This is a genomic window from Mesorhizobium sp. M0276 (genome assembly GCF_040321755.1).
Classification (GTDB): Bacteria; Pseudomonadota; Alphaproteobacteria; order Rhizobiales; family Rhizobiaceae; genus Mesorhizobium.
This window is the reverse complement of record NZ_JAMYSC010000115.1, coordinates 1-7,722: the sequence shown is the minus strand read 5'-3', so window position 1 is coordinate 7,722 and position 7,722 is coordinate 1. Positions and strand designations below refer to the sequence as shown.

At 58.9% G+C, this 7,722-nt stretch carries 7 protein-coding genes and 1 pseudogene; 7 read left to right on the top strand and 1 reads right to left on the bottom strand.

Annotation, left to right across the window (positions count from 1 at the left end):
- The 7 genes from NKJ01_RS35625 to ehuA form a co-directional block, all read left to right on the top strand.
- Nucleotides 1-401: HupE/UreJ family protein (locus NKJ01_RS35625; protein ID WP_352735230.1), on the top strand; the 401-nt coding region annotated here is incomplete at its 5' end.
- Nucleotides 402-576: 175 nt separating this feature from the next.
- Nucleotides 577-939 carry a site-specific integrase gene (locus NKJ01_RS35620; RefSeq protein ID WP_352735228.1) on the top strand — a complete coding sequence of 121 codons (363 nt, stop codon included), beginning with the start codon at nt 577-579 and terminating at the stop codon, nt 937-939.
- 357 nt (nt 940-1,296) lie between these two features.
- Nucleotides 1,297-2,052 carry an aspartate/glutamate racemase family protein gene (locus NKJ01_RS35615; RefSeq protein ID WP_352735226.1) on the top strand — a complete coding sequence of 252 codons (756 nt, stop codon included), beginning with the start codon at nt 1,297-1,299 and terminating at the stop codon, nt 2,050-2,052.
- Between the two features lie 1,041 nt (nt 2,053-3,093).
- A complete protein-coding gene (gene ehuB / locus NKJ01_RS35610) occupies nt 3,094-3,975 on the top strand; it encodes an ectoine/hydroxyectoine ABC transporter substrate-binding protein EhuB (protein ID WP_352735224.1) in 882 nt (293 codons plus the stop codon).
- 76 nt (nt 3,976-4,051) lie between these two features.
- Nucleotides 4,052-4,723, top strand: a complete 672-nt coding sequence (gene ehuC, locus NKJ01_RS35605) for an ectoine/hydroxyectoine ABC transporter permease subunit EhuC (protein WP_352735222.1) — start codon at nt 4,052-4,054, stop codon at nt 4,721-4,723.
- Nucleotides 4,720-5,388: an ectoine/hydroxyectoine ABC transporter permease subunit EhuD gene (ehuD, locus tag NKJ01_RS35600; RefSeq protein ID WP_352735220.1), complete on the top strand. Its 669-nt coding sequence runs from the start codon at nt 4,720-4,722 to the stop codon at nt 5,386-5,388. Before ehuC ends, ehuD begins: the two co-directional genes overlap by 4 nt.
- 112 nt (nt 5,389-5,500) lie before the next feature.
- Nucleotides 5,501-6,277 carry an ectoine/hydroxyectoine ABC transporter ATP-binding protein EhuA gene (gene ehuA, locus NKJ01_RS35595; RefSeq protein ID WP_352735232.1) on the top strand — a complete coding sequence of 259 codons (777 nt, stop codon included), beginning with the start codon at nt 5,501-5,503 and terminating at the stop codon, nt 6,275-6,277.
- 585 nt (nt 6,278-6,862) lie between these two features.
- On the opposite strand, the pseudogene NKJ01_RS35590 reads toward ehuA, so the two are convergent.
- Nucleotides 6,863-7,210, bottom strand: a pseudogene (locus NKJ01_RS35590) (UPF0149 family protein); the annotation flags it as partial.
- Nucleotides 7,211-7,722: the final 512 nt, after the last annotated feature.

Below are 7,722 nucleotides of genomic sequence, written 5' to 3'. Positions count from 1 at the left end.
GCGCGCTCTGGGCTTGGCCGGCGGCCTTCGTCGGCCTCATGCTTGCTGGCGGTGCGCTGGGCATCACCGGCGTGCCCGTTCCCTTCGTCGAGCCCGTCATCCTCGCCTCGATTGTAGCGCTCGGCCTGCTGGTCGCCGCTGCGGTGGACCTGCCTGTAACGGCAGGGGCGATCATCATTGGCTTCTTTGCATTCTTCCATGGCCACGCGCACGGCACCGAGATCCCAGAGACTGCGCGGGGCTTCGAATATGTCACCGGCTTCGTCCTAGCCACAGCACTCCTCCACGGCGCAGGTATCGGCTTGGGTCTGTTGCCGGGCCGGCGCTTTCGCGGCCTCGTGCGGCTGGCCGGCGCGGCGACCGCCGCGGCAGGCCTTGGCCTGATGGTCGGCGCGGTCTAGCGGAGGACGTGCTCACCTGTTTGTCCGCCTAGCACGTTTCAGTGATTGATTGAATCGCCGGTGGATGGAACGAAAGCGTTCATGCGGGATTGGCGTCTGCATTAGCGGGAATGGCCTCCTAATGAGAAGGTTTCGTTTGGTTGCTGAGACCAAACCCCGACCAGGAGACAATCCCATGGATGAAGCCACCGGCGGCGGTGGGCCTGCTGCGTCGTCGCATGAGCGACCTGTCGCCCGCGACGCAACGATCCTATCGGCACGCGGTGGCGGCGTGCGTTCCAGGTTTTCTGGTGTTACAGAGTATTTCCTGGCCGGCGCTGAACCAGGGCGGTCTGTGCGTTGCGTTTCTTCTAAGGGCATGAGCGTGTATACGCTGCGCCACAGTTCTGCGACTCGTATGCTTGAGAGCGGTACGATACCGGATTATCCAGGTGCTGCTGGGCACAACAACCTTTCGACGACGGCCCATGTGGCAACAAGCACGATCGCCTGGACGCAGAGCCCGCTCGACCGCCTGACGCTGATGCCGCCCGCCTGAAGCCAGCGATGCGCTCCGAGCTCCTGCCGCAACGGTATTGTCGAAAGTGGCAGAGCGGCACGCGCGAACGGTGGCTCGCCGACCGTCCGGCCGAATCGCATTGACGGGGTTTCGACGGACCAAATGACCACGGTACAAAATTAGATTGTTCCGATCCCAGCAGAAAATTGAAGGAGATATGCGCCCGTATCGAGAAAACGCCGATTTCCTGCAAGCGGTCCGCTGTCAAAGAATAAGGGCACGGTCGCTTCCTACTATTGCGCGTGTTCTGGCAGGAACAGCGGTGGCTGGGCGGCCTACAAGAAGTTCTATTCCTTAGACGTTGCTGGGATTGCACGTCTCATTTTGGGGTTGCAAATGGCCTTGAAGAAGTTCCCCTCTCTTGGAGTTCTGACGCTCGAAGGAGGGCCCGCCGGCGGCACCACAGCGTGGCCCTCCGGGTCGATGTTGAATCCCGCTACGTTCGGCTTCCCGGTCATCTGGGAGACCGTGTCAGGAGCTTGGGCGGAATCGGTGATCCGCGGCGATCGAGCACTCGAGTCGCCCTGCATCGAAGCTGCTAGGCGCCTGGTCGAAAGAGGCGCAAATGCAATTACTGCAGACTGCGGTTTCTTCATCCGACATCAGGAGGCGGTAGCTGCCGTGGTAAATGTGCCCGTGGCGATGTCTAGCCTACTGCTCATTCCAACGCTGCTCCGTCAGCTGCCGCCAGCCGCTAAGCTTGCTATCGTTACGGCCGACTCGGCTCATTGCGACAAAGATCTGCTCGGGGTCAAGGATCCGGCCGACCGGGAGAGAGTGGTAATCGGCGGGGGAATCGAATCCAGCACGTTGCATAGATTCGAGATGATGTGTCCGTCCCGTCCGACTGAAGTTGCTGAAACAAAAACAGATGTAGCTGCCAAAGCCGAGATCGCTGCTTGTGTCGCTGATATCGAAACCGATGTAATGGCCTGCATAGCGCGACTCCGCGCCGCTCATCCCGATATCGCGGCAATCCTGTTCGAATGTACCGTGTTTTCGATCGTCGCGCCGGCTATTCGTTGTGCAACGAAGTTACCCATCTACGATCTCACCAACCTTTGCAGGTTGACGTTCAAGTCGGTTGCCTAGTCATCCGAGTCCATTGCCTATTCGTACATTATCATAAAGTTTGTTGAGTATCGATTGCGGGAATGGGGGTTCTGGCTTGGGAGGGGGGCGATGGATTTCCACACCGGACCGGAACCGGTGAATCGCGTTTTGCGGCTTGAATGCGGCGAAATTGCTCAGAAGGTACTCTGTCGCAATACGGGCTGCTGGCGCCAGGGCGCTACGTCGCTCGACGACACAAGGGCAAGTGTCCGATCGCCGTAGCGGCGTATCGCGGCCAATTAACGAGCAGGAGAACAGTCAGGTCGCGGTACGGTTGGCCAGCACTTGGCGAGCCTGCGCGCAGCGCGGCGACGCGTTGCTACGGATGAAACGATCTGGCTGGTCCGTGAACACGCGGGATCGATGTCGGATCCGTCGCGTATTCGATCCAAGGATCTCACCGCACGACCATTGTTTCCTGGCGAAGGAAGCGCGAGGCCGCCGTTGACGCGCTCCTGCGCCAATGCCTCAGGTTGTGGTCGCGGAGAACCGATTTCGAAAGGGCGGGACAAACGCCTGAGATGATGTACTTCGCCTCCGCCCCCCATCGCCGGTTCCAGCGTCGTGTGATTTGGAGCGTTGACTGATTTCAACAACGGACACGGCGGATGGAGACTGCCGGGACAAAATGCGGGCCCTGAACCGTCTTTGCACGGTTTCGGGCTTCCGGCGGTGTCTGACACTCGATGGCCTTTAGCTTCAACTGTCCGGCCGATCCTTTGATCACTGTAAGATGAAATTGTTCCGTTCACCCGCAGCGAATTACAGAAGATATGCGCATACGTCGAGAAAACGCCGATTTCCTGCATTGCCAAGTGGTGATTTGCGCGAAGCGGCTAATTTGATTTGTTAAGGTAATGAGGCGACACAGAGCGGTCCGGTAACAGGTGGCCCACAGTACGTCCAGGGGTGGCCGGGGCATGGTCCGAAGTTCGCATATAAAGGGGAATGGCAGCTTCAAGCTACTGCATGTTCTGGTAGGAACAGCGGCAAGTAAATAACTGAAGGAGGAAATAACGCATGGATAACTCGAAAAACAACAACAGGTATAACCCATTGAAACGTTTTGTCCTGAAGGGGATGGCTGCGCTCGGCATCGCGGCGGTGACAATCGGCTTGATGGCCGGTTCAGCCCCGGCGCAGTCGCTACTTGACAGAATCAAGAATGGAGACACTATCCGGCTCGGCTATTCCAATGCACCTCCCGGCGCTTATCCGGGTGCCAACAATGAGCCGCTCGGCTTAGTCAATGCGATAGTAGTGGATATCTTGAAGAAGATGGGTACGACAAAAGTCGAGTCAGTCGTAACCGACTGGGGCGCGCTCATTCCCGGTATGCAGGCCGGTCGCTTCGACATCATAACTGGTGGAATGTACATCAAGCCGGAGCGCTGCCGCAACGTTTTATTCAGTGAACCGATCTCCACGGCAAAGGACGCGCTGATCGTGCTGAAGGGCAACCCGGAGGCGGTGCATTCATTCGAGAATGTCCGCGACAAGGGCCTCGTCCTTGTCACAGGTTCTGGTTACACCGCAGTCAAGATCGCGCAAGATTTAGGCTTCGCCGATGACAAGATCATGCAGGTCGCCGGGACCGCTGAGATCTCACAGGCTGTGAAGTCTGGACGCGCCGCGGCTGGCGTTATGGATTGGTTCGAAGCGACGAAACTCGCCGCATCGAATGACGGCCTCGAGCTAGCCGACCCGTACACCTCGCCCGTCCCGCGCGACTATGGCGCCATCGCCTTCCCGCTCAACGAACAGGCAACGGTCGACGCGTTTAATGTTGTGTTGAAAGCTTACATGGGATCTGACGAAATGATGTCGTCGGTTAGCAAATACGGCTACACCAAAGACAACCTGCCGGACGGCACCACGACTGCAGCGGCCTGCAATCGTTGATGCCAATCCGGAAACTGCGGTTCATCCACGTGACCACCTCCCCGGCCTTGGCCGGAGAGCGTCCAAAGGGGGAGGCATGAACGAGTTTGAGCTCGGCTTCAGTGTGGCGGCTTTGGCAAAAGGCGTTGCGACTACCCTTATCATAACTCTCGCGGCATCTCTGGTGACGACGGCCTTGGGACTGATCGTCGGCCTGATCCGCGTCTCCCGCCATTGGCCGCTACGCTGGTTGGGCATCGCATACATCGAATTCTTCCGCGGTACGTCTTTGCTGGTCCAATTCTACTGGTGGTTCTTTGTACTGCCATTCTTCGGTGTTTTCCTATCGCCATGGACTGTCGCAATCTTGGGTCTCGGCGTGAATGGCTCCGGCTATGGCGCCGAATACGTCCGCGCCGCCATTCAGGCCGTTGATCGGGGGCAGTATGAAGCGTCAACAGCGCTCAACTTCAAGCGGATGACGATGATGCGTCGCATCATCCTGCCGCAGGCGATTCGCGCCATGCTGCCGGCTTGGGGCAACCTGCTGAACGGTGTGCTCATGGGGACCTCGCTCGTGTTCTTCATCACCATCACCGAGTTCACCACAGCCGCCAAGCAGGCGGCCGATGCCACCGGCGACTACCTGCTATTCTTCGCAGTGGCACTATTTGGCTACTATATCATGGCGCGCGCTCTCATCAGACCCTTCGTGCGCTGGCTGGAGCGCCGCCTCTCGCGCGGCTTCGTGCGGCAGGCGTCGGCATGAGCATTTGGGATTGGTCCTACGTCTGGGAGGCGTTTCCGTATCTGTATCGCGGTGCTATCGTTACCATTCAGGCGACATTGCTCGGCTTCGTAATCGCGCTCGTACTGGGCCTGATCTTCGCGCTGATCCGCCAATCGTCCAACCGCTATGTGTCCATGGCCATGACGGAAATCGTGGAGTTCATCCGCTCGACGCCACTCCTGCTACAGGTATTCTTCATCTATTTCGTCGGTCCCCAGGTCGGCATCGTCATTCCTGCCTGGACAGTGGGCGTCGGTATGCTCGGCATCCACTACGCAGCTTATATCTCTGAAGTCTACCGCGGGGGTATCGAGGATGTGGACGGCGGCCAGTGGGAGGCCTGCACAGCGCTCAATCTGCCGCGAAGGCGGACTTGGCGCGCCATCATCCTGCCGCAAGCCATCCCGCCAATCGTGCCAAGCCTCGGCAACTACCTGGTTAGCATGTTCAAAGACACTCCGATCCTGGCGGCGATCTCCATCCTGGAAATGCTTCAACAGGCCAGGAACTTAGGCGCCTCCAATTACCGCTTTACCGAAGTAATCACTATGGCCGGCTTTTTCTATCTCGTGTTCAGCCTGGTCGCTTCCGCCATCGTGCAGTCGGTGAGCGTGTGGCTTCACCGCCGTTACCATCTGCAGTAGGAGGTCTTCCGCGATGAATGAAACTGTGCTTCGCTTTGAGGGCACGAAGCGGTACGACGCACTGACCGGATCAGACGAGCTCGATCTCGATATTACTCGCAAAGAGAAAGTCATGAACGAACCCATGGTCCGCTTCGAGAACGTCACAAAGTGCTACGGGGCGTTGACCGTACTGGACGGGCTTAATCTCGACATCGCGCGCAACGAGAAAGTATCGATCATCGGGCCCTCCGGCTCGGGGAAGACCACCGTGCTGCGCATGCTGATGACGCTGGAGCGTATCAACAAGGGAGTGATCTGGGTGGACGGGGAGCCGCTCACGCACATGCAGAAGAATGGCCAGATGGTGCCGGCGAGCGAGCGTCATCTGCGGCGCGTGCGCGCTCAGATCGGGATGGTGTTCCAGCATTTTAACCTGTTCCCGCACATGACTGCGCTTCAGAACTGCATGGAGGCGCCGGTCTCGGTGCTTGGGATCTCCAGGCACGAGGCTGAGGCCCGAGCAGCAGATCTGCTCGACATGGTGGGGCTCAGCGACAAGAAGAACCATTTCCCTATCCAGCTTTCCGGCGGCCAAAAGCAGCGCGTGGCCATTGCCCGCGCGCTCGCCATGCGGCCGAAGGTTATGCTGTTCGATGAGGTGACCTCGGCCCTTGACCCGGAGTTGGTCGGGGAAGTGCTCAACGTGATCCGCAAGCTCGGCACTGAGCATGACCTCACCATGCTGATGGTCACCCACCAGATGGGCTTCGCCAAGGAGTTCTCTGATCGCGTCTGCTTCTTCTACGGAGGCAAGATTGTCGAACAGGGTCCGCCAGATCAGTTCTTTGGCGACCCTCAGAACGAGCGTACGCGACAGTTCCTCAATGCGGTGCTTGAGGCGAGATAGGATAAACGCATCGAGCCGTTCGGCGAGGCGCATTGCCGGGGGACAATCGCTGCATTGCAGTTCTGATGGCGCGTGACGTGCTCGTGGCGCCGCCGTGCGATACCTGTCGAACTGGTCCTTCCAAGTGGGAAAGGGGACATTGAACGACGAACCGTGGCGTCGCTCATGCACATTTCGGGTGGTCGCGTGACCGCACCCGCTTGCATGCTAAAATTCATGCGGTTCCGGGGACCACGAACAGAAGCATTGACCCACTCACCCGAACGATGAAGCTCTTCACCGGACCGTTCTCTGCCAGCCTGGCGTGTCTCGCGCCCTCGTACAAGCCGACGCTGAAGCGAAGCTGATACGGCCTCAGCAAACCAGATGCGGTCCTCGCGGATCGATTGGTGTGGCGCTGTGCACGTCCAAACCATCCTCCAGAACCTTGGCGCCGGCAAGTAGTTCGCCTGAAAACTCTTGGACCCCTTACGTTATCCGGAGGGTAAGCGATGCGCCAGGGCACCTTTCGAAATCGTCTTGATGGTTAAGTCGCTCGTTGGTCAGCGCCAGCGCCGGTCACTTCGGATCGTCATAACGGGTGACCTAGTGGAGTTCGCGCAGGGCGGGGATGACGAGGGCGATGTCGTTGTACGCCTCGTGCGTGCGCGGTCTCGGGCCCCGGCCCGGGCTTGCCGAGGACGGGCCCGCCCTTTTGTCGACGTAGATCAGGATCGGCAGCAGCAGGCCGTGGTTGGGGTTGTTGAGGTCGAGTAGCGATTTCCATTTTTTGATCTTGAGATTGATGGCTGCGTAGAACCCCTGGCACCACCGCCGCGGGTCGATGCCGCCGCTGGGCTTGGTGGCGAATCGGGGCGCATAATCCTGCGGTCTTTCGAAGAGCGTCTCGTTGATCCGGTTGTGGATCCTGGCGACGCTGGCAAACACGGCGTGATCGGTTGCAGATCCTTTGGCCGGGACGTCGCGGGCGCGCTGCGCAGCGCTTTAAGGCGATCGGCGCCAAAACGTCTTTCCAGGCGATGATGCCGTTACATGCACGGTATCCCTGTTCAAGATGCGTACGCTTCTCAATGATCCGATCAACCAGAACGCGCAGCATGGGGCCGATCCGGTTGGCTTCGCTGCGTATCGCCGGCGTCCATTCGCGATAACGCTGATGGTTTGGCGGCATATGCACGGCGATCGTATGTGGCGGCGTTGCTGCTGGCACGCACGTGCACAGCAATTCGCTCCTCGCCGGGGAATGAGATCGGCGAGGCTATAAAAGGTTCGGTTCCGCAATCGGCCTAGAAGCCGCTCTAGATGCCGACGCAATTTTCGCGGGCGTGCAGGAAAAACTGCCGCACGTCCACCAACATGGCGGGCTGTTTGGACGCCAGACGGGGGGCCCCCAAAGAAGAATAAAAAAACAAAACGACACCAACCAGCGCGCAGACAAAAAATAA